This window comes from Pseudovibrio flavus, assembly GCF_009711345.1.
GTDB lineage: Bacteria > Pseudomonadota > Alphaproteobacteria > Rhizobiales > Stappiaceae > Pseudovibrio > Pseudovibrio flavus.
This window is the reverse complement of record NZ_SMMA01000048.1, coordinates 1-23394: the sequence shown is the minus strand read 5'-3', so window position 1 is coordinate 23394 and position 23394 is coordinate 1. Positions and strand designations below refer to the sequence as shown.

Below are 23394 nucleotides of genomic sequence, written 5' to 3'. Positions count from 1 at the left end.
ATGACCGCAGAAATCATCAGCTTTGGCGAGCCGCTTTTTGAGTTCAGCCAGGTTAAGACTCCGGTTGCTGGTGCAGACTACCTGAGCGGTTTTGGTGGCGACACCTCCAACTTCGCATGTGCAGCTGCTCGTCAGGGTGCAAAGGTTGCTGTTCTGGCACACCTTGGTTCCGACGTATTCGGCGACAAGTTCGTTGAACTCTGGAAAAGCGAAAACGTAATCACCGATCTGGTAGAGCGTCACCCAGTTGCTCCAACCGGCATCTACTTCATCTCTCACGATGAACGTGGTCACCACTTCACTTTCGCACGTAAAGGCTCTGCTGCTTCCCTGATCACCCCAGTTCAGATGCCTGCAGAAGCTATTAAAGCTGCGAAGCTGTTCCACGCTTCCGCTATCACCTGCGCAATCTCCGACACCTCTTGCGACTCCGTATTCAAGGGTATCGAAATCGCGAAGGAAGGTAACACCCTCACCTCTTTCGACACCAACCTTCGCCTGAAGCTCTGGGGTCTGGATCGTGCACGCGGCGTTATCCATGAAGTAGCACGTCACGTTGACTTCATCATGCCTTCCGTTGACGAAGCAGAAGTTCTGACCGGCATCTCCGATCCAGACGCAATCTGTGACTTCTACCTCGGCCTCGGTGCGAAAACCGTTATCCTGAAGCTGGGCAAAGAAGGCGCAATGTACGCAACTGGCGAAGGCCGTGAACGCATCGCTGGTAACCCAGTTGAAGCAGTTGACGCAACCGGCGCAGGCGACTGCTTCTCCGGTTCCTTCTTCGCGAACATCGTTGCAGGCAAGTCTCTCGCAGAATCCCTGAAATACGCAAACGCTGCTGCTGCTCTGACCGTTCAGGGTTACGGCGCTGTTGCTCCAATTCCTTACCGTAAGGACGTTGAAGCATTCATGATCGAGCGCGGCGTGAAGTAAGCTTTTGGCATATTGCTGAAACGAAAAAGGCTCCGGAACCCCGGAGCCTTTTTTATTGGCCTTTAGGCTAAAGTACTCATACCAATACCGCCCAAAATCCAACGCCTCTACCATCATCAAGTACGAAATAGACTCTATATTTCAGCAGATTATGATGGTTGGGCAAGTATGAAAAATTTTACGCGGCGCGAATTTGTTGCAACAGTAGCAACGGCTACGGTCGGCGCAACAGCACTAGCGAATGGAGTGGTGGCCGCATCACCTTCTAGGCCAACGGCACTTGATGAATTCGTCGATTACGACGCTTTGGGGCTGGCGAAACTTGTAAAGAGTAAGCAAGCGTCTCCCAAAGAGCTTCTAGAAGCCTCCATCCGCCGTGTAGAAGCTTTAGATGGGACATTAAATGCCCTCACCACGCGGCTATATGAACGCGCGATGGACAGGGCAGCAACCATCAGCCCAGACAGTCCCTTTGCCGGTGTACCTACACTACTCAAAGACACGGTGGATGTTGAAGGGGTGCGCCGGACCGACGGATCGAAACTATTCCTAACACGGGTAGGTACAACAACAGCTCCTTATATCAAAGCACTGGAAAAAGCCGGCCTAAACCCATTTGGTCTAACCAATCAGCCGGAACTGGCAGCACAAGCAATCACAGATAACGAGGCATTTGGTCCAACACGTAACCCTTGGGAGCTGGAACGCACCCCGATGGGCTCGACCGGTGGCGGTGCTGTGGCAGTTGCCGCAGGTTACACCCCAATCGTACATGGGACAGATGGCGGTGGATCTAACCGCATGCCACCACACGCTTGCGGTATTCTTGGTATGAAGCCAACAAGAGGCCGAATGGTCCCCGGTGAGGGTACTGGAGAACATGACTTCTTCCGCACCCACCAAGCGCTCAGCCGGACAGTCAGAGACAATGCAAAGCTGGCCGCATTAACGGAAGATCCATCAGCAACACACCTTCCGCCGATGGGCTGGGTCGAGGGACCTTCAAAAAACCGCCTGCGTATCGCGATGACAACCGTAAACTTCTTCGGTACCGATGCCGATCCGACAGTTAAAGAGGCCATCGAAAAGACCGCGACCCTTTGTGAAGAGCTCGGCCACAGCGTGGAAATCATTTCCAACCCTGTCAACGGACATGACTTTTACCGAGCCTACGAAGCCGTATTGGTTCAAAAATTTCCGTATCTCGCCGACCTAGTAGAGAACTTGACCGGCCTACCTATTGAGCAGTCAGGACTCCTAACAAAGTCTACTGCGACCATCGCCAACTACGCCAGCACTCTACCAGATGACGCGGCTGAAAAGGGAATGGCCTACATCCATCAACTTACAGCTGAGCACCTGACCTTCCATGAAAAGTTCGATATTTTCCTGACCCCAGTTGTACCACATGAAGCACCGATGATCGGCGACTACACCTATGACGTTGCCTATGAAATCGCAAAGGAGCGAATGCAGGCACTGATGAGTTTTACTCCTGTCGCAAACGCCTTGGGAGCTCCTGCTATGTCTGTTCCGCTATTCTGGTCAAGCGTTAGCGGGCAGCCAATCGGTTCTCACTTCCAAGCAAAAGCGGGCAATGACCGCATGCTTTATGAATTGGCTTATGAGTTGGAAGAGGCTCGCCCTTGGAAAGACAAGTGGGCACCATTTTCTGCAAAGTTCATACCTGTGTGACGAACTAAAAAAGGGGAGCAACACGCTCCCCTGTTTGTCTAGCTATATTTGCCCAACTGATCGCCGAAAAAACCGATATGGTTCCTCATTTCCCAGCGGGCACGCTCAGGATCGCCTGCCTTGATGGCTTCAAGAATCGCGCGGTGCTCCTGCAAACCGTGACGGACAGCAAAGTCCGGCAGCACGGTATATAGGCCGCTGCTCATATTGATGCCGATCTTCACATGCGGGCGCATGGTCTCGTAAAGAGCAATAGCAAAATCGTTCTTTGTCGCCAGCACAATGGTCTCATGGAACTTCATATCGGCATCAACAGTGCTGGTACCGCTTATGTTGTTCTCGATAATCTCGCGAAGAGCCTGCTCCATGGCATCGATATCAGCCTGATCGCGTCGCTCTGCTGCAAGCGCCGCCATCTCACCTTCAAACGCCATGCGCGTTTCCTGACACTTGATGATGTCACCAATGCCCTGAAACTTGTAGGTCATCATTGTATGACTGCACGCGTTAACAGGGTCGCTGTTCGCCGTAGCAGCTTCCGGGCTCTTACCCTTAAGCACAAAGCTGCCAGAGCCACGCACAGTCTCGATAACGCCTTCATCACGCAAACGCTCCATAACAGAGCGCACAACCGGACGAGACACGCCGAAACGGTCACACAATGTACTTTCGGTTGGTAGTTTCAGTCCTTGGGGAAACTCACCGGACTCGATGCTACCTTTCAGCTGCTCATAAACAGCATTGGAGAGATTTGCCGGACGTGCCAAAGCGACCTCTTCTTATTGGGTAGCGCTTTTATTTTGGCACTACCTTCTCATTCTTCTACTAGGTTTTATTATAGGGTTAACACAAAATAGCGTCCATAAGCACTTAAACGCATCTCGCAGGGCAAACTGGGAGAAAAGTAACAATTCAATGCTTTTACGGAGAATTATCGACAGGAAACAGGGAAATTTTGATCCGGATCACCGACAGCGGATAACAGATATATCATAAATATAACCAGAATCCATTGTCATACGCTAGCTGGAAAAGGAGCGACATCATGCTTCCAACACAAGCTCATCGCAGGCCCGGATACACTCGCAACATCATCAGAAGCATTCTGGTTACCACTTTCTATGCCGCCATCATCTTCGGCCTTTTCACGTTCACGCTGGATCGGATTTGGTAAACACGCCTGAGTTGATATATGAACATGCAGCCCCGACTGGGCAATTTTCCGTATTTGCCAGTTAGAAGCCGCACGGGTACTTTCCCGATACCTGTCCTGGGAAAAATAAGAGACAGGTTGTAAGGGCAAACTCTTCTCGCCCCCATTACACCTCGGGAAAATCCAATGTCAGATATCCTCCAGCTTAGTCCGTATGCGCCAGACGAGCTCAATCGTGAACTAGAAGCCGTAGCAAAGGTCCACCGCTGGTGGGAGCTTGGCAAACCGGAGAGTATTCCGGCAGACATCGCCGCATCCATTACAGCGGTGGCGACAAAGGGTGACCTTGGCCTGAATAGTGCTCTGATGGCCTCCCTGCCAAACCTCAAGCTCATCTCTGTTTACGGCGTAGGCTTTGACGCGATTGACCTTGAGCAGGCCCGCACACGCGGCATCAAAATCACCACCACCCCGGGCGTACTAACCGACGCCGTTGCCGATATGGCCGTCTCTCTTGCGCTAACCGCAAGCCGCCGCATTGCGGAAGGAGATCGCTTCATTCGTGATGGCAAATGGCTGGAAGGCAAACTGGGCACCAGCTTCAGCATTCGTGGCAAAAACATCGGCATCTTTGGTTACGGCCGCATTGGCCGTCGCATTGCAGACATCCTGCGCGCGTTTGATGCCAACATCCTTTACACCGACCTTGCTCCGGCAGCAGGCGAGGAAGAGAACTTTCGCGCCAATGCGCTGGAACTGGCAAAGGACAGCCGTATCCTTATTGTGGCAGCTGCAGGCGGCAAATCCACCGAAGGCTTGATCAACAAGGATGTTCTGGAAGCTCTTGGACCAGATGGCCTTCTCATAAACGTTGCCCGAGGCAGTGTGATCAACGAAGGCGACCTTGTTACAGCGCTTGAAGAGCGCAAGCTCGGCCATGCAGCCCTTGACGTATTCATGGGCGAGCCGAAGATCAAACAGGCGCTTATCGACAGCCTGCACACCACCCTCACCCCGCATATTGCAAGCGCGACGGTGGAAACCCGCATCAACATGGGCCGCAATGTTATTGCCAACATTCAAGCCCACCTTGCTGGTGAAGAGCTGATCTCCGAACTAAAATTCTAAAGCGTTCCGGCTGCCACCAGCCGGAAACCCGCTTGCTGCAATTAAAAAACGAAGGTGCCCTCAACATCCTCCCAAGAGGAGTTGAGGTGCGCCTTTAGCAGCTTCTCAGCCCTATCAGGGTCTCTTTCCAGAATCGCCTCATAAATCGCGCAGTGCTTCTCGTAATTGGAGCGGTTCAACTCCGGCGTACGTTCCATCTCCAGCCAATGCTGTGAGAGCCAAGCGGTAAACGTGCGATGAAGAGCAGGAAACACAGGGTTCTCGGGAATTTCATAGAAGATGCTATGAAACGCGATGTCGCTCTGGTCAAACGCCACCGGATCATCAATCGCCGCCAGATTCACCTCCAAGGCTTCCTTCAGCTTGGAGATGTGCTCGCGGGTTGCATGTGTAGCTGCCTGCCGCACAAGGCTTGATTCAATAAAGATGCGCAGCTCATAAAGGTTGGAAACGCCCTGCTTGGTGCCCAGCAAATGGCGGGCAATACCGCCAAGCGCATCCATCGCTGCATCATACCCCGGCTTGCGCACCACAGGACGAAAACGCGGCCTATTTTCCAAAAGTCCACGGTTGGTCAATGACGTAATCGCCTCTCGAACCACGGTTCGACTGGTTTCAAACTGCGTCATCAGTTCCCGCTCTGGCGGCAGAACAGACCCTTCCGGCAGTGCGCCGCTCAGGATTTGCTCCTCCAGATATTTTTGCAGCGCATCAGCTGCGCGGGTACCCGCTTTTTTCTCGCTTGCCATTACCAACCTGAATTCAGAAACCGATAGCCTTTTTAATCATACCATACTCGAAGATAACTACGCCTGAATACTCATATTGACCAAAAAATCTTGACCAAAGTGCCATACTAGATAAGTTTGGTCGTACCAAACAACAAAACTTCGATTTGAATTCGAGTTTCACCGTCAAAAAGCAAGGTACGACATGTCCTCGACGAAGATTATCAAGGTAGAGCCAAAGCTGTTCAACGTTCCACTGAAGGAACCAATGGGCGATGCAATGCACGGCATTCACACCCACTTCCAGCTGGTAACTGTAGACATCACTCTGGAAGACGGTTCTGTTGGCACCGGCTACACCTACACCGGCGGTAAGGGCGGTACTGCTGTTCTGGCGATGATCCGTGACGACCTTGCACCAATGCTGCTCGGCAAAGACGGCGACGAAGTAGAAAAACTCTACGACGCAATGCAGGTTCACATCCACTACGTTGGCCGTGGTGGCATTGCATCCTTCGCTATCTCCGCATGTGATATCGCTCTTTGGGATATTCGCGGTAAAAAGCGCGGTGAACCTCTTTGGAAAATGGCTGGCGGCGCAGACAACACCTGTAAAGCATACTGCGGCGGCATCGACCTCAACCTGCCTCTGGAGCGCCTGATTGAAAACTGTCAGGGTTATCTGGATCGCGGCTTCAACGCTGTGAAGATCAAAGTTGGCCGCCCTGACCTGCAAGAAGATCTTGACCGCGCCCGCGCAATCCGTGAACTGCTCGGCCCAGACCGTGACTTCATGGTGGACGCGAACTACGGCCTTTCCGTTGAACAGGCAATTGAAGCTGCAAAAGGCTTTAAAGAGCTGAACGTTCTGTGGTTTGAAGAGCCAATCATTCCAGACAACTACAAAGGCTATGCCCGCATCACCGAAGAAACCGGCGTGCCAGTTGCAATGGGTGAAAACCTTCACACCATCCACGAATTCGAATACGCGTTCGAACAGTCCAAGCTCAGCTACGTTCAGCCAGATGCTTCTAACTGCGGCGGCGTTACCGGCTGGCTGCGCGTTGCAGAACTGAGCCGCGAAAACGGCAACATCCCTGTCTGCTCCCACGGCATGCAGGAACTGCACGTAAGCCTTGTTTCCGCTCAGCCAAACGCTGGTTATCTGGAAGTGCACTCCTTCCCGATTGACGAATACACCACTCGTCCGCTCGTCGTAGAAAACTTCCGCGCTGTAGCACCGGACACCCCAGGTGTTGGCGTTGAGTTCGATTGGGACAAGCTCGCAGAATTCCGCGCAGCATAAGCAGCAGAGCACACTTCCCCATAGTGTTCAGCTAAGCGCATAGAGGGTCTTTAAGAAACCCTAGAGCGCACGAGTTACTCCACGGCCCTTGACCCCATCAAGGGTCCCTCCCAAGAAAAAGGCCGAAGCTTTTGCTTCGGCCTTTTTTATTGTCGTCTCTCTAGTCTGCTCAATGGCGCTAGATGAAGATGATCACCGCACCTGCTGCCACCAAGCCAATACGCACAAGCGCATTAAGCGGGGCAATAACGCCGTAGGAGATCAGGCTGATACCCAGACCGATTTTCAACGCTGCATAGATTGCTGCAAACGGCGCATGCTCGAACCGGATCAGATCAGGGTTTGCGATGAGGCCAAGCGGCACAAGGTACAAACCAAGGCCAAGCGCCATGGAGAAAATCGCCACCTTCAGCCAGTTTTCCTGCACCATACCCGCTGCGATGAACACAGCACCGCAAACCGGCGGTGTGATGGTGGAAAGCAGTGCGAACCAGAACACAAACAGGTGTGCCTGAAGTGGCTCAAGACCAAGGTTCATAAGTGCAGGGCCAGCCACGGACACACAGATCACATATGCGGCAGTGGTCGGCACTTCCATACCCAGAACCAGACATGCAAGCGCGGTTAGCAATACAGCAGGCCACAGCATACCGCCGGAGCCAGCAAGGATCAGCGAAGTGATCTTGATGCCAAGGCCGGTAATGCCAAGGGTACCGATGATGATCGACGCACAGATAATGATAGCCGCGATAATCGACACCTGACGGCCAGCTGCCAGCATTACAGCTTCAAAACGCTGCGCCGTACGCTTCATGTCCCAGCTGAGGTTTGCATCCAAGAACAGCAAAACCGCGCCAACAAGAATGGAGATACAAGCCGCGTACTGAGGTGTGTAGCCAGCAGAGAACATGCCCCACAGCAACACAAAGAACGGTACGAGGAAGAAGCCGGAGGTGATGATCACAGCCCGCATAGTTGGCTGTGCATCTTCATTGAGGCCCTTCAGGTTATAACGGCGAGCAAAGGCGTTGATACCAACCCACACCGCAACGAAGTAGAGGATCGCTGGCAAAATGGCAGCGGTCATAATGCTGGTGTACGGCGTACCGGTCAGCTCAACCATTACGAACGCGCCAGCCCCCATCAGCGGAGGCATAATCTGGCCACCGGAAGAAGCAACCGCTTCAACCGCGCCAGCAAGCGCACGCGGATAGCCCAGCTTTGTCATCGCAGGCAGTGTGATCGCGCCGGTGGAAGCAACGTTTGCAGAAGCAGAACCGGAGATAGAGCCAAACAGAGCGGACGAAATAATGGATACCTTAGCCGCGCCGCCTTTCAAACGGCCAGCAGCGGCGGCTGCCACATTCATAAAGCCCTGCCCTGCTTCACCGGAGTTCAGCACAGCGCCAAAGATAACGAAGATCGCAACAACGCCAACAGAGGTACCGGTAAGGCTGCCCCAGATACCGCCTTCAGCGATTGTCAGAGTACCGAGGTAACTTTCCAGCGGAATGTAGGTGTAACCGAATTCACCCGGCAGCAAATGGCCCCAAAGGCCATAAACCAGCGCAAGTGAAGCAACCAGCGGCAAAGGCCAGCCGATAGAGCGACGCGCCATTTCAAGAACGACCAGCAGCAAAACAATTGCAATGCCGGTCTGGAAAGTGCTGAGCAGATAGCCGTACTGGTCGGCCAACATGGAGTGGTTCAGCGCAATCCAGCTGGTCGCGAAAACGCCCAGCGCGGTCAGAATGTAGCCAGTAATAGTCTCGAAGCGGTTACGGGCAAGCAGTATTAGCGTCCATGGCAGCGCAAGCGCCATATGGATTGGACGGCTGACGAGGTTGGGCACCAGACCATAAAAAATCAGGCCCAGGTGGAAAACAACCGTTGCAGCACCAAGCGCAATCCAGACGTATTTTGTTTTTCCTTGCACGGTATAGTCCCGAAAAGAAGAAGGGCCCGAGCGTCATCTGCCCGGGCCTTTTTGGTTAACTTTTTAGCTAGGAAGTAGCCTGATTAACGAAGCGCGGCAGGGATCTCTACACCCACTTCGTCATAATATTTCAGAGCGCCCGGGTGCATCTTGGTCTTGATGTTACCAAGATCCTCGGTGGTGATACCGGCCCACCATGCAGCGTTTTCAGCCATGGCTGCCTTCTGGTCCCAGAAAGCTTTTGTAATGGTGTAGGCGGTGTCTTCGCTCATCTGTGTGGTCGCGTAAACGATCACAGGCAAAGTGGTGGTGTTGATCGCTTCTTCCTGATTGGAATAGGTGTTTGCCGGAATAACAGCCTTAGCGCTGCCAGTCTGTGCAATCTGCTCATCGCTCAAGGAAAGGAAGCTGACGTCGGAACCAGCAGACGCTTCCATCACGTTTGGAGCAGGGAAAGAAGAAGAGGTCGCGAATGCGTCGATCTGGCCGTTCTTCAGTGCAGGCACTGCGTTGGAAAGTTCAACGTCGATGATTTCGACTTTGTCTTTCACGCCAAACAGATCGAGATAACGTGCAGCTTCACGCGCACCGTATGTACCCTTACCAATCAGGACCTTCTTACCGGCCAGGTCATCAAAGCTCTTAATGTCACGGTCGGAGCGCACAACGAAGTGCATAGAAAGACCCGGAATTGGGAACATGGAGCGGATTTCGTCAAAGCGCGGATTTTCGCGGCCTTTGAATGGACCTTTTCCGTTCTGTGCAGCAGGGACCAAGGCAGGTGGCGTCGTAAACATATAGTTGCCAGGACGCACTGCAGCTTCCATGACATTCTGAACCGAACCCTGACTTTCTTCAACAGTCACAATTACTTCGCCATTGGTCGCTGCGCGAACTGCCTCTGATACCTGTACAGCCATCTGGAAATAGGAGGTCGAAGTCTTTGCCGCTTTATAGGTTACCCGCTCACCTGCAAATGCAGTTGCAGAAAAAGCAACAGCTGCTGCAGCAAGAAGGGTAGTTTTGACAAGTTTCATTTTAGATCCCCCACAGAATGATCTGAGTAATCAGTAGACTTAAAAACTTGCGCGATCATATTCCAAAAGCCGCTGATCTCAAGCGCGATTAATAGAATATTCTGTCGTATTTCATTAGATTAACTCATTTTAGTTGCTTCAATTATTCAAGTGTTAAAATATTACGTATCGATACCTATGCCGATTTGTAATTTCACAATCCCGACTCAATATCCAAATACCCCCGTCAAAAGAGGATATTCACAGGCCCGACTTAAGTGACTTATGCATAAGTACTTTTCGTCCACAGCCGCGAAAACACGCTCACTCAGCCCATACCTATTCCTTGGAAAGTCGCAGTAGTGCCGCATCTAAGCCGTAAAGAAGGGCAAAAAGCGCCAGCCGCAATGAACTGTGAGATACATATGAAAACAACAATTCGCGCAGCGCTTACTTTGGGCGCGCTATCACTTCTTTTCTCAGGCGCCGCCCATGCCAGCGAACCAACAATTATTGAACGCAACGATCTGGAGACTATTTTCTCCCAAGCGGGCGTTGTTGGCACCTTCTCTATGCTGGACACCGACAAGAACGAGCTGACCGTTGTAAACAGCGAACGCGCTGCCGAGCGTTTTGTGCCTGCCTCAAGCTTCAAAATTGCCAATGCCTTGATTGCCCTTGAGACCGGAAACGTTACCGACGTGAACGAGGTCGTTCCTATTGGCGATCAGGAAGTCTTTCTTGAAGTTTGGGCCGAGCCGATGGGCATTGGTCGCGGCATGCAGGTTTCCAACGTGCCTGTTTATCAGGAAGTGGCCAAAAAGACCGGCTTGGAAACTTATCAGCACTGGCTTGCAGAGCTGAACTACGGCAATGCCGACACAGGGCCAGAGGTCGATCGCTTCTGGCTTGATGGTCCGCTTGAAGTCAGCGCCAATGAACAGGCGCTTTTCCTTGGCAAGCTCTCCCAAACAAAGCTGCCTCTAAAGCCTGAGGTTCAAAAAACCGTCCAAGACATTACCGTTCTGCAGGAGACAGATAACTATACCCTGCACGGAAAAACCGGTTGGGGTACAGCATCAGAACCTGGCATCGGCTGGTTCGTTGGCTGGGTAGCCAAGGGCGACAACACCTACGCCTTCGCCCTCAACATGGATATGGACGACGCTGACCAGCTTCCACTACGCACTGAACTGGCAGATAAACTCCTCACCGAACTCGGCGTGAAGTAAAGTTTTGAAAAGGGGCTGCGTTAGAGCGCTGCCCCTCTCTCTAAATCAGTAAGCTAGAGCATCTCTAGCGGTTCAGCATAGGTCGGCGCAGGGAACAAAGCTTCCAGCTTGGCCTTCAGCTCACCTTCCAGCTTAATCTCCGCTGCCTTTATGTTCTCCCGCAAATGCTCAAGGCTGGATGTCTTGGGAATTGCAAGGGTTTGATCACGGTCCAGCACAAAGGCCAGCGCCAACTGCGCCGGAGTGTAGCCATACTGCTTTGCCAGCAGAACGAAACTACGATCATTCAGCAAACGGGCCTGCTCGATAGGAGAATAAGCCATCGCAGCAATGCCGCGCTTTTCCATCCATGGCAGCAGATCAAACTCCGGTCCGCGGCGGGTCAGGTTATAGAGGATTTGATTGACCGCTACATGATTGCCGCCAGAACACGCGGTAAGCTCGCGCATGTCGAAGATATCGAGATTACTAACACCCCAACTGCCGATTTTCCCTTGTTCTTTCAGCAGCTCAAATGTCTCGATTGTTTCAGCGAACGGCACAGAACCGCGCCAGTGTAGCAGATACAAATCAATCCGATCCGTACCCAAGCGCTTCAAACTACGCTCACACGCTTGTATCGCTTTTTGACGCCCAGCGTTGAACGGATAAACCTTAGAAACAACGAAAACTTCATCACGAATTGGTGCGATCGCTTCTCCCACAAGCTCCTCGGACCGACCATCGCCGTACATTTCCGCTGTATCAATTACTCTCAGCCCACATTCCACGCCATCACGCAGAACGACGATTTCCTCGGACCGTTTGGCCGGATCATCACCAACGTACCAAGTTCCCATTCCAAGCGCTGGAACGCTGTCTCCTAACGGTAACGCCACCGTTTTCATAAAAGAGCCTCCCTTCATGCAATCGCAAAACATAGGCGCGAAAACGTTTCGTCTACAATTAGGGCAAGAGCGAACCAGCAAATACACCTGCTGGGATTTGCCTAGTCGGCATCATTGATGGTGAACGATACGCCAGCGGTACAAACCTCACCGCCATACTCCAAAGGGAACTTGCAAACATGCAGGCGAAGCGGACCGCGCGGCGTTTGCTTTACAAACTCCGTCATCGTCGCCATAGCGCCCTCTTTCAGAACCTTGTTGTCGTGCTCAACCAGCTTATCGGCGTTCTCCGCCCATGGCAGCTGATGGTCTGTTTTGCCAACAACCGCCTCTCCGGCCATATCGTGCAACGCTTTGTTCGCCCAGATATAAACGCCATCCGAGCTTTTCACCCAAAAGAAGAACGGCATCTGGTCCATCAACAAAAGATCTGCGGGTGTCATAGGTGGCCTCCTTCGCAGCTGTTTTTCTTAGGCACAGCAAGGATATGGCCAAAGCGCGGACAGAGAATAAATCCATCCATTCAAATGCAAATTGCTTTATTTTCAGATTATTGACTCAATCTGGGTGTTGGAGAGATTGACAGAGCCCCCTCACCACGGCTAACAGTTGTTATGTTATATTATAACAGAATCAGTCCACCAAAGAGGTCCCCGTGTTAACCAGAATGACCCGCACCGCCGCGGTAGCCGCCACCCTGCTTGCCTCCACATCTGCCTACGCCCAGATCGATGTCGTAACCTCCATCAAGCCAATCCACTCGCTTGTTGCATCGGTCATGCAAGGTGTGGGCGAGCCTGAACTTATTTTGAAGGCAGCCGGTTCCCCTCACGCGCAGAGCCTGAAGCCTTCGCAAGCGGCGGTAATCCAAGGTGCGGAAGTGATTTTCTGGGTTGGACCTGAACTGGAGACGTTTCTGGCAAAGCCTCTGCAAACAGTCGGTGCCGATGCACGCGTTGTAGAGTTGATGCAAGCTCCCGGCCTGCAAGTGCTCAACCTTCGAGAAGACGAGAATTTCGAAGCCCATGATCACAGCGCTCACGGCGGTGAACACGAAGAGCATGCCGATCACGAGAGCCATGACCATGACGAACATCACGATCATGAAGCGCACCATGGGCATGAGCACGAAGGTCATGAGCATCATGACGACCACGACGAAGAACACCACGCCCATACCCATGATGACGATCACGGCCACCACAAGCACGAAGGCGTAGACGGGCATATCTGGCTAGATCCGCAAAACGCAGCAGCCATCGTTAAAACCGTTGCTAAAACTCTTTCCGAAGAAGATCCGCAAAACGCTGAAACCTACAGCAAGAATGCAGAAGCAACGTTGGAGCGTCTATCCAAACTGGAAGCCTCTATTGATGCAGAACTAGCCCCGTTTGAGGCAAAGCCGTACTTTGTATTCCATGACGGCTATCAGTATTTCGAAAACCGGTTCGACGTACCTGCAAGCGGTGCGATTACACTGAACCCGGAAGTTCAGCCTGGCGCAAAGCGTATCGCCGCTATTCAAAAGAAGCTGAAAGAATCCGGCGCGAGCTGCATTTTCGCAGAGCCGCAATTCCAGTCCCGCTATATCGATCTTGTTGCTTCGGGCACAGACACAAAGATTGGCATCATCGATCCAATCGGGGCCGAGCTTGAAGAAGGGCCTGCGCTTTACGAGCAGCTGCTGCAGAACATGGCAACATCGTTCTCGCAGTGCCTGAAATAAAACGCGGACATCTGGCTCTCACTGAGCGACCAAAAGCGCTTCGAGAACAGAAACGAAAAACAAAACGGGCATGCGCGCGCAGCATGCCCGTCCAAAGTATATTTGATTTCAATAGATTGCGGCAATCAGGCGGGCCACCGGCCCGCCTATTATGTTTCCAACGGACCTAAGCAGGCACGCCTTGGGCATAAAGGCCAGACAAAGCGGAAAGCGCGACGGGCCATGCATCTTTATGCTCTCTGTCCCGCAATGTGTTACACAGCGCCGAGCCTAGAATCTCCCGCGTACGTCCTTCACTATCCAAATAAGCCTTCACAGACTGCTCCGGATTTTCAAGCAGGAACCCGAACAGCTTTTCGGCAGACAGCAATGGGTCAATCTGGCTCAAAAGCGCCATTGCCCGCTGGCGAACAAGCGGAGAAGCATCTTGCAGCTTCTCAACCACCAAAGCGCTATCCATGTCCAAGGAGCTGGCGGCAATCATCGCTTCTGCCCGAACAAACGCTTCGCTATCCCCCAGCAGCGCCACAATGCTATCGGTAAAGCTTTGCGCTTGCCCATCCAGCTTTGCCACAAGCCGAAGACCAAAAAGCCGTACCTGAGCGTTGGCAGAATGCAGCGCTTGAAGCAGCACCGAACTCAGGTTTTCGGCTTTGTTGTCAGCTCCATAGCGCTCTACGTTGTTCACCAAAGCTGAAAGCGCTGCGATCTTGATTTCCCAAGCATCATCAAGACACAGCTCGCAAAGCACCTTTTGAACGCCTGCTTGCTCACCCAGAAGATGGATAGCGGTTATCCTCGTCTCCTCGCTAAGCTTATCCTCATCCCCATCCAGATCGATCTTGCGGCGGGATATGTTGCGCGTAGCTCGGGAAAGAAGGGCTTGCTCGGACGGCGTTAGCAGAACTGACGCTTCCTCATCCTCTGCCTCCTTCAAGAGATCATCAGCGGTTTCGTCATGTCCAAGAATGGCGCCTAGACTGGAAGTCGGTCCGGTTGCCTCATCCAATGGTGCATCACCAATATCAAGACCAGCAGCTTTTAGCGCGTCTCGCTGGTCAAGCGGATGAGCTTCATCGCCCGCTTGTTTTTCCGGCTCATCAAAGGCTTCATCGACATCAGCGCCGCACAGTTCCAAAAGCACTTCTAAAGCCGCTAGCCGTTTGATCGGATTAAGGTCCTCATCACCAAGAACTCCGCCCAGAGCTGCCAATGCCTTCAGCCGAACTGAGCGGCTAGAGCTATGGCAAGCAACCTGAAGCCAGTCAGTCGCGATCTCGTCGCTAGAAACGGCAAGACCATCAACAGCCGCCCACTGTCTGCGCTCCACATCAGGATCATGACCGTTTTCTTCGGCAAACAATGTCTCAAGCTGGCTTTTCATGAGGTTTGGTGCTCTGGCAACTAGAGTACCAAAGGCTTGCGCTCTTACTTCGCCGTCTTCTGCTTCCATCAAAAGGTCCAGCAAGCGAAAGCTAACATCCTGCTTGTTGTCGATCAGGGTTTTGCGATCAAAGCGGCTAATAAGAGCAAGCTGAACAACAGGACTTGGATCCTTCATTACGATGTTCATCAACTGCCATTCTTCCAGCTTTAACAGCTTGAAAACAGCAGCTCGAACCCTTGGACTCTCGTCTGAAATCGCCTTTTCATAGAGGCGGATATCTGGCTTGCGCTCCACCATAGTTTCAAAGGCAAGCTGACGGATTGCAGGATCATCATCATTCATCGCCCGCTTCATCAGCAGGTTGGAGTGGTTTCCGCGAATGCGGGAAATAAAGAGATAAGCGTTGTGTCTACGAATGCGGGCGGAGGATTCAGCAATCTGCCCAAGCGCGCCAAGTGCTGCTGCTCCAATGTGTCCCAGCGCTTCACAAACGGCGGCGTCTAGGTTCTGCGCCTCTGGATCATCAAGCGCCTGCATGAGAAGTGGAATAGCCTCCACATCGCGCAAGTGCCCAAGACCTCGGATCGCCTCGATCTGAATGTCCAGCCAACCGTCCCAGTCGTCCTGATAGTATTCCCCGTCATCCCACTGGATGCTCTCACCGCGCCCAACCGCTAGTTCTCTAAACAGCGGTTTCGCCTCAGCAGCCTCCAACTCGGTCAAAGACTTGGCGCAAGCCAGCTTTACATCCGCGCAAGGGTCAAACTGAAGGTTCTCAAGAAGAGGCACAATCGCATCTTGCAGGCCAAGCGCACCAAGGGCGGTGGCCGCATCGACGCGGACATCCTCGTCCTCATCCTTCAAAGCCTCAATAAAAACGGAGAGTTGAGAGCTTGCCTTAAGAGCGCCCAGACCTTGGATGGCCTTGAGCCGCAACACGTCAAATTCGCTAGTTGCGTGGGTTACCAGAACGTCTTCAGCCTCTTGGAGGCCCCGGGTTACTGTATCACTCATAGAAATCTGCCATGTTGTGGGGGAATTGGGAAAGGATTGGGGGGTGAAGGTCCCTCCCCCAAACAAAGGGACCTTCACCGGTAAGACCGGTTACCCGGTCAGGGATTGGCAAACATGGCAACCAGCCAACCCCATTCTTGCAGCCATCAATCAAACAATATCGCGCGGAGCAAAAGACATTGTTCTGAAAGAGGTTTTGTAAGGAGACGGGCCAAGCTTTTTGATCTTTGCAACGCCCATCTTGTAGTTGTAGTTGCCGCTGATCCAGTCCACCACGCGGCCTTCCAAAGCGTTCGCTGGCTGCTGCATATGCAGGAAGTCCATGTAAAGAACGCTCTTCTTGATCGCAGGTGTGACCATGGCCACCGCCGTAATCGCAGCTTTGGTTAGCTCGATATGGCCGTTTTCCATGAGCTTGGAGAACTGGAAGTCATCAGCCTCGACACCAAGGATGGTGTGCTTGTGACCCGGCACGCGCTCGGAGTAGATCATCACATAGTCACCGCTCTCGATACCGCGGGCCTCAGCATCATCCGGATGGATTTCCACCCAGTTCTCAGGCCAGCGCTGAACGATGTACGGACGGCGACGATCATCAAAACCAGATTGCCAACGCTCGTTAATACGACCGGAAGTACACCACAGCTCGCCTTCATCCTTGGCAGGTTTGAGCCACTCCCAGTAGTCCGAGAACAGGTTCCACGGAGACTTCTGGATGTTGCACTTACCCGTTTGGGAGTTGAAGTGCGTGAGCTTCTTATTGATCATATTGATGCCAGCGGCACCGGTTTCCGGCAGCTTGCGGGTAGTGTCATGCAAGCGCTTGGTCTCGATAATGGTCTTGCCATCATCTGCCAGCATTGCAGGGCACTGGATACCCGAAGTACCAAACTCCGCGACCTTCTGGTGCAAGGTCTTGCCTTCATCATGGGCCAGCTTCTTTAAAACAAAGAAGTCCTTGCGGCTGCCACGGGTAAAGCGAACTGCTTCTTCCGCAACCTCGTTGGAATTTTCCCAATCGAAGCCATCAAAGCCCATACGCTTTGCAAGGTTGGCAATGATCCACCAATCCGGCTTTGCAGCACCTGGAGCATCATAGAACTTCTGATAGAGACGGACACGGCGCTCGCCGTTCGCCCGAAGGAAGTCCTCTTCACCCCAAGTTGCGGCTGGGAAGACGATATCTGCGTAGCGATTACCAATCGGGTCTTGCAGATAAATGTCTTGGTTGATGACAACCATGCCGCCACTGTCAGCACGCTTCTTCAAGGTTTCGATAATCTCTGCCTTGTCGAAAGAGCGGATCTGATGCGGGTTCTGAACGGTCAGTTCTTCGAACTTGTCTGCCAGCTGCTGACTACCGCACATGGCCTGAATCCACGTTGTCCCGATCACGTGGGCAAAACGTGTATGCCCTGCAATGAGATAACGGTCGGTATCCATAGCCCGGCGACGACGACCCGGCAGCTTTTCCGGAGACTTGTTACGCGGGTAGCTACCACCCTTAACGCCGCCACGCTGGTGACCACCGGCGCGCCCAATAACCTGACCCGGACGGCCACCACAGCCTGTGATGATACCAAGAGCAGAAATCGCTTGGGTGTTGCCGGTATTGTTGGACCAGTAGAAGCCCTTCTCGATCATGATAGACGTCTTAGGACGGGTTCCATCTTCACGAGGTTTAGCCATCCACTCGGCAGCTGTGTAGATCTTTTGAACATCGATCTCGGCAACTGCCGCAGCGTTTTCAGGAATAAACTCATCCTGAGCCAGCAACCACTTCTTCCAGTCCTCAAACCCAGCGGTCTGGAACTTGCCCCAAGTGGTACGCCACTGCCATGGCGTGTTGCGGGTACCCTGACCAAAGCCGGAAGAGCTTTCCCACTTGTTGTTGACCCATTTCTGGATCCAGTCGGAATCTTCCCAGCCGTTCTCGACGATAACGCGGGCAATTGCGTTGACCACCAGAAGGTCGGTGCCCGGAGTAATGTCGATGTGCAGACCACCCATCTTCTCGGCATATGCAACACCGGCAGAGCGACGCGGAATGAGATAGATCTCTTTCTGGCCGTTCTGCATACCCTTCATCATCCACTGGGTATAGAGAATGGTCTTGGTCTCATATGGATCGGTACCGCAAACCAGCAGGGTTTCAGCATTCATCCAGTCCTCATAGGCAGGACCGAAATTGTCGAAACCAGCATCACGGAAGCCCGGCGTGGAGGTCACATCAGACGGCGTATCATGAAACGTGAAGTTGGCCGTATTGATGTGGCGCAGAGCGTACTTGGAGATCGCGTAAGTGTTCTCGATGTACTGGTAAGAGAACGTCTTCACACCATAGGCGTTGGTGCCGTGCTTCTTGATGACATGCTTGCCAACTTCAGCAGCAACTTCTAGCGCCAGATCCCAAGGAACCGGCATAAGCGTGCCGTAAATCCGCATAAGCGGTGTTTTCAGGCGGTCGCGGGTCGGGGTCTGCGGATTGTAACACTTTTGCGCAATACAGCCGCCACGAAGGGAGCTGTCGCCATCGGTGTTTACATGCTCTGCGTCCTTGTCCGGCACAATCACCACGTGGTGCGGCTTGTTCTTATGCAGAACGATATTGTGCTGGTTTGGCGCAACCCAAGCACCGAGTGGTGCAACAGGGAAGTCCTCATCAAAGGCATTGCTATCGGCAGTCGGACCGCCGGACTTTGCAGTCACCGGCCAGCGGTACACTTTGTAACCGCATGCTACGACGCAATAGTCGCAAGCTGTCGAGATAACATCCGCCCCTTTTGGAGGAAGTGGAACATTTGTCTCTGGAACATAGTAGGGAGTAGCCATAAGCAGCGCTCCTTTAAGATGCTAAATTATCGTAGCGGCCATAGATGAGGCCAAACATGCCGACGGCGTAGATATCGTCGCCGTCCAGCTCCAGCAGAACCTGCGGAAGGGACTGGTAAGCCTGACCGGAAACAAGAATGCCGTGACGGGTCAGGTCATAGGTCGAGAGGTGAAGCGGACACGGCCCCAGAACCTTGTGTTCCGGCTTGTAGCTTTCGTACATGTCGCCGCCCTGATGGGTACACGTCATGTTAAAGGCCACAAGGTCGCGTTGCTGGCCAACGCCGCCCCCACACTCGACACCGGTCTTCACCAGAATAGAGGTGGAGTAATCGCCCTCGTCCGGATAGCTGAACTCAACCGGAACATCCTGATGCATTTCGGATAGCTTACCGATGTGCTTACGAGGATAGGTCGAGACCAGAGCCGGAACCTGCTCAGCATGCCCTTTGCCGCTTCTGACAGTCACCATTACGGTGAAAGCCGTGGCGCCGGACGCAAACAGAAACTGACGACGGTTAATGGTGCAGTTCTTCTTGGCTTTGCCTTTGCAACTGCATGCTTTTTTGGAATGTTCAGCCATGCTAGCCCCCTATTCCACATTGGCTGCTGTTGGCAGCGGTGCATATTCTGGCAACTCGGGTTCATCGATCAGAATCTCGTCGCCGGACAGGGATTTAATGAAGTTCACCAGATCGGCTTTTTCCTCTTCACTCAGGCCCAGAGGTTTAAGCAGCTTGGTCTTGTTTTCAGCGAACTCGTTGGTTCCGCCGCCTTGGTTATAAAACTCGACCACATCTTCCAGTGTCGCCAGCATACCGTTGTGCATATACGGCTCGGTATAGGCGGTGTAGCGCAAGGATGGCGTGCGGAACTTGCCCTTATCGGCCTTTTCCTTGGACCGGAAATAGAAGCCCGGATCATCCTTGGTTTTGCGGTACATTTCCTCGGTAGAGCCTTTTGCATAAAGCTCGTAGCGGAAGGTGACCTGCCTCAACCCGTCGTCATCCCACTCATCCAGAGGCGGAACGCCGGTGTTGTAGTACTTCTCATCGGAAAGCAACGGGCCGTTATGGCATTCCATGCAGCCAGCCTTACCGCGGAACAATTCCAGACCGCGCTTCTGGCTTGCATCCAGAGCGTTGTCATCACCACGCAGATAACTATCAAACGGGGTGTCTGTCTGAACGATGGTCCGCTCGAAAGCTGCAATCGCTTTCCAGGCATTGCTGATACGCGGCCACTCATCACCGAACACATCATTGAAACGCTCGCGATATTCAGGAATGAACGCAAGGCGCGCTTCCATCATGTCGCTTTCGCCATTTCCAGCAACCGCGCCTGTTGCAGCGGACTTGGCTTGTTTCTCAAGAGAAGAAGAAGAGCCAGCCCAGAACAGCTTTCCATAGTAAGCGGAGTTCACGATGGTCTGGCTGTTACGCCAGTGAACCGTGCCCGGATACCCAAAAGAGATCTTGTCTTCCACGTCCCAGCCAACGTACGGGCTGTGACATACAGAACAAGGCATTGTGCCATTGCCGCTTAACCGGCCATCGAAAAAGAGCATCTTACCCAGTTCGATTTTCTCCGGTGTTTGCGGATTGTCTGCCGGAATCGGAGGTTCACCCAGCGCGGCCAAAGGCGCATCAGGGTCAGGGTCACCGCCCGAAATTAGCGATTCAATCTGGCGTTCGCTTTGCGCAGCAGCAGGAACAATCACTCCCCCAAGAGCAAGGGTAACGATCGCTGTTGCAGAGGCCAGAAGACCAAGGTGTTTGGTCACGAACATTGTCATGGTCTGCCTCCCTTAATTCAATGTTTCGCGCCAGTTTTCGATCGCCGGATAATCAGTATCGATTTCTTCGGCTACGAATTCAGGGCCGGTTAGCGGATCGCCAGAAAGCGCTTCAAGGAATGCAACAAGGTTGCTTTGTTCGCTTTCACTCAAGCCTAAAGGCTGAAGTCTTGGATCCTTGTTGGCAGCATCCCCACCACCTGCGTTGTAAAACGCGACCACATCACCTAGCGTTTCAAACATGCCGTTATGCATGTAAGGCGCTGTGTAGGTCAGCTCGCGCAGAGTCGGCGTCATGAAAGAGCCGACGGTAGAACGATCTTCAGGGTGCTCGACGATATAGGCGCCCACGTCCTCACGCAGGTTCATGTAGTTTTCGATACCCATGAACTTTGCAAAGGTCACAAAGGTCATATGACGCTCAGGATCTGCAAAGATTTCCGGATTTGTCGGTACGCCTGTGACATGCGCCAGATCATCGGTGAAGCGCTCACCACTGTGACACGCAGCGCAGCCAGCCTTACCGGTGAACAGCTCGTATCCCGCCTGAGCGCTAGCGCTCATGGTGCCGGTATCGAAGGCGGACCCGCGGGAGGTCAACGTCTTTAGATATTCCGGAATAGCTTTACGAACGCTGCCATTGGAAGGCTCGCCATATCCAGCAGCCTTGAACATCTCCACATAAACAGGATCCTGCTTGATGCGCTCCTGCATCAAACGCATATCCATATTCATGAGATAGGTCTCGGTGATGGATTCGCGGGTTACGTCGTTCAGGTTCGTACCGATGCGTCCATCATGAAACCATGCATCACGCAGGGCTGTATTGATGAGGGTCGGTGTGTTTCTAAACCCGAGCGAACCGGTGTAAGCGTCAGAAAGTGCCTGCCCGTCAGTAAAGCCCAATTCCGGCTGGTGACAGCTTGCACAAGACATGGAAACATCACCGGAGAGGCGTGGGTCAAAAAACAGGCGCTTACCGAGCGCAGCCTTGGCGGCATCAACTTCAATCGGCGAAATTGGTCCCGGTTCGCCTGCTACTGAATCAAGAGGGAATGTAACCCCCATCAACGCCGCAACCGCAACACCGGCAACCATTTTTAGCCGCAAATTCAACTTGCTAGCCATTGAGTTCTTCCTTTGGTCCTGACTGGTTTCATCCCAGTCATGCTCAACAACTCAACGGTAGAAGCGGCTTGTAACGCTCAGGTTTCGCCAAATCCTGAAGCAGTAAAAATTGGTTTGTTTTTGTAAAGACCTGTAACAAACGGGGTGTTTGCTTAATATTTAGGCGGCGACCTCTTGATATACGTCAAAGAACGTATCGGCATAATATGCGCTTATCCTGACATATGTACTCTCACGTAAAACTTGCGGAGCAAAGAGTACTCTGGGGAAGAATCGGGGGCATTAATGACACGGGATCGAATTCTGATAGTGGATAGCGACGCGCAACTCACTGCGACTTTGACCCGATACCTCGAAAAGCAATCCTTTAAGGTAATTAGCGTTGCAAGCGCCGAGCAGATGGATACGGTTCTGACCTGTATGGATGTCGATCTGTGCATCCTTGAGGTCAACCTACCTGACCGCGACGGTTTTGAAATTATCAGAACCGTTCGTGCTTCTTCCAATCTGCCGATTATTGTTCTCAGCGAACGCGATGATGCCTATGACCGAGTTATAGGTTTGGAACTGGGCGCGGACGATTATATGAGCAAACCGTTTGAAACACGGGAGCTACTCGCCCGCATCAAAACAATCCTGCGCCGCTGCAAAGTGGAGGCTCTAGCCCTTCGCCAGCTTGAGGAAGAAGCACCGCTGCTGCAATTTGGTGATTGGATCATGAACCTGCAGGACAGAACACTGCGCTCTGCAAAGACAGGTAAAAAGCTGAGTCTGACCACATCAGAATTTGAGTTGCTACAAGTGCTCACCCGCCGCCCTAATACGGTGCTGAACCGCGCCCAGCTTCTTGATGACATTCGTGGGCGTGAAGCCTATCCCGGCGACAGAACAATCGACGTTCACATCATGCGCTTGCGTAAAAAGATCGAGCCAGATCCAGCCATGCCGATCTACATCAAAACCATCCATGGTATCGGTTACTGTTTTATCGCCAATGTTACCCGTCCGTCGAACAACGGTCATCATCACGCACGCACCGAAATCAAAACCAAACATGAGCCAGTGGCAATCAGCTTCTAAGGTGGACTAGTAGAGGCCTGCCCACTTTCTATACCAGCGCGACTCACTTCCTAAGTAAACTTACAGAAACATCAATTTACCTAGGTATTTAGCATCAAAAATCATCATCGCTTTTTGTCGACAATAATCATTTCTGTGATAAACTAGCTACCTACCATACCAGTTCTTGACCTTTCCACAACGCCGTGGGATCCATTTACATACCCGCGGTAGATCCACTCTCAATTTAGGCTATTAAATTTCGGGAGCGGTCACGCCTATAAGTTGGCGACGGGAACAGAATACGGATGCGCTATCCTGCCTTTTCCTAATGCCTATTGAATTAGCCACAGGAGCAAAGCCGACGCAAAGCCACACCAACAAACGTGGCATGCGTTCAGCGAAGAGGAACAGCCGATGATTATTGGGGCTCCTA

19 protein-coding genes are annotated in these 23394 nt (G+C 52.6%); 8 read left to right on the top strand and 11 right to left on the bottom strand.

The features are described 5' to 3' along the window. Positions 1 to 936, top strand: a complete 936-nt coding sequence (locus E1162_RS02100; protein ID WP_155126121.1) for a sugar kinase — start codon at positions 1 to 3, stop codon at positions 934 to 936. 168 nt (positions 937 to 1104) lie between these two features. After that, positions 1105 to 2631, top strand: a complete 1527-nt coding sequence (locus E1162_RS02095) for an amidase family protein (protein ID WP_155126119.1) — start codon at positions 1105 to 1107, stop codon at positions 2629 to 2631. A gap of 38 nt (positions 2632 to 2669) precedes the next feature. On the opposite strand, the gene E1162_RS02090 is transcribed toward E1162_RS02095, so the two are convergent. Beyond that, positions 2670 to 3398, bottom strand: a complete 729-nt coding sequence (locus tag E1162_RS02090; RefSeq protein ID WP_155126117.1) for a FadR/GntR family transcriptional regulator — start codon at positions 3396 to 3398, stop codon at positions 2670 to 2672. Between the two features lie 278 nt (positions 3399 to 3676). Here E1162_RS02090 and E1162_RS19420 point away from each other — a divergent pair, with 278 nt between their 5' ends. Together E1162_RS19420 and E1162_RS02085 are read left to right on the top strand one after the other, a co-directional pair. Further along, complete coding sequence (locus E1162_RS19420) at positions 3677 to 3805, top strand: hypothetical protein (RefSeq protein ID WP_257098587.1); 129 nt, start codon at positions 3677 to 3679, stop codon at positions 3803 to 3805. Between the two features lie 165 nt (positions 3806 to 3970). Continuing rightward, positions 3971 to 4912 (top strand): 2-hydroxyacid dehydrogenase, encoded by a 942-nt coding sequence (locus E1162_RS02085; protein WP_155126115.1) that lies wholly within the window; start codon positions 3971 to 3973, stop codon positions 4910 to 4912. A gap of 41 nt (positions 4913 to 4953) precedes the next feature. On the opposite strand, the gene E1162_RS02080 is transcribed toward E1162_RS02085, so the two are convergent. Further along, positions 4954 to 5661: an FCD domain-containing protein gene (locus tag E1162_RS02080; protein ID WP_155126113.1), complete on the bottom strand. Its 708-nt coding sequence runs from the start codon at positions 5659 to 5661 to the stop codon at positions 4954 to 4956. A 184-nt stretch (positions 5662 to 5845) separates the two neighbouring features. On the opposite strand from E1162_RS02080, the gene E1162_RS02075 reads away from it, so the two are divergent. After that, on the top strand, positions 5846 to 6946 hold the full coding sequence (locus tag E1162_RS02075) for a mandelate racemase/muconate lactonizing enzyme family protein (RefSeq protein ID WP_155126111.1): 1101 nt from the start codon (positions 5846 to 5848) through the stop codon (positions 6944 to 6946). A 178-nt stretch (positions 6947 to 7124) separates the two neighbouring features. On the opposite strand, the gene E1162_RS02070 is transcribed toward E1162_RS02075, so the two are convergent. Both E1162_RS02070 and E1162_RS02065 read right to left on the bottom strand, forming a co-directional pair. Beyond that, positions 7125 to 8882, bottom strand: a complete 1758-nt coding sequence (locus E1162_RS02070; protein WP_371311764.1) for a TRAP transporter permease — start codon at positions 8880 to 8882, stop codon at positions 7125 to 7127. 83 nt (positions 8883 to 8965) lie between these two features. Beyond that, complete coding sequence (locus E1162_RS02065; RefSeq protein WP_155126109.1) at positions 8966 to 9919, bottom strand: TAXI family TRAP transporter solute-binding subunit; 954 nt, start codon at positions 9917 to 9919, stop codon at positions 8966 to 8968. A 404-nt stretch (positions 9920 to 10323) separates the two neighbouring features. On the opposite strand from E1162_RS02065, the gene blaOXA reads away from it, so the two are divergent. After that, positions 10324 to 11130 carry a class D beta-lactamase gene (blaOXA, locus tag E1162_RS02060; RefSeq protein WP_155126107.1) on the top strand — a complete coding sequence of 269 codons (807 nt, stop codon included), beginning with the start codon at positions 10324 to 10326 and terminating at the stop codon, positions 11128 to 11130. Between the two features lie 53 nt (positions 11131 to 11183). Here the strand turns inward: blaOXA and E1162_RS02055 are convergent, their stop codons facing one another. Next, positions 11184 to 12017, bottom strand: a complete 834-nt coding sequence (locus tag E1162_RS02055; protein ID WP_155126105.1) for an aldo/keto reductase — start codon at positions 12015 to 12017, stop codon at positions 11184 to 11186. Between the two features lie 101 nt (positions 12018 to 12118). Further along, the gene (locus tag E1162_RS02050) at positions 12119 to 12460 is read right to left on the bottom strand and encodes a PAS domain-containing protein (protein ID WP_257098586.1); all 342 of its coding nucleotides are present in this window, start codon (positions 12458 to 12460) and stop codon (positions 12119 to 12121) included. 212 nt (positions 12461 to 12672) lie between these two features. On the opposite strand from E1162_RS02050, the gene E1162_RS02045 reads away from it, so the two are divergent. Continuing rightward, positions 12673 to 13743, top strand: a complete 1071-nt coding sequence (locus E1162_RS02045; protein ID WP_371311763.1) for a zinc ABC transporter substrate-binding protein — start codon at positions 12673 to 12675, stop codon at positions 13741 to 13743. 166 nt (positions 13744 to 13909) lie between these two features. On the opposite strand, the gene E1162_RS02040 is transcribed toward E1162_RS02045, so the two are convergent. From E1162_RS02040 to E1162_RS02020, 5 genes are all read right to left on the bottom strand, one after another. After that, positions 13910 to 16144 (bottom strand): HEAT repeat domain-containing protein, encoded by a 2235-nt coding sequence (locus tag E1162_RS02040; RefSeq protein WP_155126103.1) that lies wholly within the window; start codon positions 16142 to 16144, stop codon positions 13910 to 13912. A gap of 150 nt (positions 16145 to 16294) precedes the next feature. Beyond that, complete coding sequence (locus E1162_RS02035) at positions 16295 to 18976, bottom strand: arsenate reductase (azurin) large subunit (RefSeq protein WP_155126101.1); 2682 nt, start codon at positions 18974 to 18976, stop codon at positions 16295 to 16297. A 13-nt stretch (positions 18977 to 18989) separates the two neighbouring features. Next, positions 18990 to 19559 (bottom strand): arsenate reductase (azurin) small subunit, encoded by a 570-nt coding sequence (locus tag E1162_RS02030; RefSeq protein ID WP_155126099.1) that lies wholly within the window; start codon positions 19557 to 19559, stop codon positions 18990 to 18992. A gap of 9 nt (positions 19560 to 19568) precedes the next feature. Next, the gene (locus E1162_RS02025; protein ID WP_257098585.1) at positions 19569 to 20771 is read right to left on the bottom strand and encodes a cytochrome-c peroxidase; all 1203 of its coding nucleotides are present in this window, start codon (positions 20769 to 20771) and stop codon (positions 19569 to 19571) included. Positions 20772 to 20783: 12 nt separating this feature from the next. After that, positions 20784 to 21899, bottom strand: a complete 1116-nt coding sequence (locus E1162_RS02020) for a cytochrome-c peroxidase (protein ID WP_155126097.1) — start codon at positions 21897 to 21899, stop codon at positions 20784 to 20786. 285 nt (positions 21900 to 22184) lie between these two features. Here E1162_RS02020 and E1162_RS02015 point away from each other — a divergent pair, with 285 nt between their 5' ends. Further along, a complete protein-coding gene (locus E1162_RS02015; RefSeq protein ID WP_155126095.1) occupies positions 22185 to 22979 on the top strand; it encodes a winged helix-turn-helix domain-containing protein in 795 nt (264 codons plus the stop codon). Positions 22980 to 23394 lie beyond the last annotated feature (415 nt).